Source organism: Streptomyces sp. CBMA123 (assembly GCF_014596465.1).
GTDB lineage: Bacteria > Actinomycetota > Actinomycetes > Streptomycetales > Streptomycetaceae > Kitasatospora.
Map to the genome: position 1 here is coordinate 1 of NZ_MECK01000494.1, position 1119 is coordinate 1119.

Here is a 1119-nt window from a genome sequence, read left to right on the forward strand (position 1 = left end):
ACCAGGCGGCCGGGGCCGCAGCCGAGGTCGAGGACGGGCGCGGCCGGCCTGGCACAGCGCAGCAGCAGGCTGTGGTCGGCGCCGGCCGCCGGCGCGCACCAGCGCTCGATGTCCAGGTGCAGCCGCCGGCCGTCCTCGCGGCGCAGCCAGAGCGGGCCGAAGCCGGTGCGGACGGCCTCGGCGAAGGGGTCGTCGACCCAGGGTGCGGTGACGGTCAACTCGCCGCCTCCGGAACGGCGTCGAGGGTGCGCAGCCGGGAGGCGAAGCGGCTGTGCGGGGCCTCCTCGGCGACCTGCCGGGCGTCGTGGATGCTGTCCACGTCGGTCAGCCGGGGCAGCCGGTGGACGGTCAGGCCGGCCTGTGCCAGCCGCCGCAGCAGGGCCGCGCCGGTGTCCGGGGTGGACATCGGGACCCCGTGCAGCAGGCGCGCCGCCAGCCGCTCGGTCGGCCGGGCCAGGCCGAGCGCCCAGAACCCGCCGTCGGCCGCCGGCCCGTACCAGGCGTCCAGGCCCGGCCGCCGGGCGGCGGACAGCGGCTCGGCCAGCGCGGCCGCGTCCAGCTGCGGGGTGTCCATGCCGACCAGCAGCGCGGGGGCGTCCGGGGCCAGCCGGGCGGCGTGGGCGAAGGCGGCGGCCAGCCGGTGGTCCAGACCGCCGCCGCCCTGCGGGAGGACCTCCCAGCCCGGCGGCAGCCAGCCGCCCGGCTCGCCGTCCAGGACCAGCAGGCGGCGTCCGGCGGGCATCGCGCCCAGGGTGTGCAGGGTGTCGGTCAGCGCCGCCTCGGCCAGGGCGGCCGCCTGGGCCGGGGTGCAGGGCGGGGTGAGCCGGGTCTTCACCCGGCCGGGGACGGGCGCCTTGGCGATCACCAGCAGGGTGGGCGGCGGCGCGGCCAGCACCGAGCGCATGTCGCGGACAGCCTGGCGGGTACCGCGCAGGGTGCCGGTGACCTTGGAGCGGCCCGCGCGCGGCAGGTAGTCGACGGGCGTCTCGGCGATCCGCAGCCCGGCGGCGGAGGCCGCGAGCACCATCTCCAGCGGGTAGCCGGAGCGCCGGTCGCCGAGGCCCAGGGCGAGCAGCCGCTCGCGGCGGGCGGCCCGCAGCGGGCCGAGGTCGTGCAGCC

At 79.9% G+C, this 1119-nt stretch carries 1 protein-coding gene and 1 pseudogene; both read right to left on the reverse strand.

From position 1 onward, the window contains the following. Positions 1-218, reverse strand: a pseudogene (locus BG452_RS35195) (methionine biosynthesis protein MetW); the annotation flags it as partial. Then, the coding region (locus tag BG452_RS35200; protein WP_411293073.1) for a DUF2064 domain-containing protein at positions 215-1119 on the reverse strand (905 nt) is incomplete at its 5' end. The gene BG452_RS35200 and the pseudogene BG452_RS35195, both read right to left, overlap by 4 nt.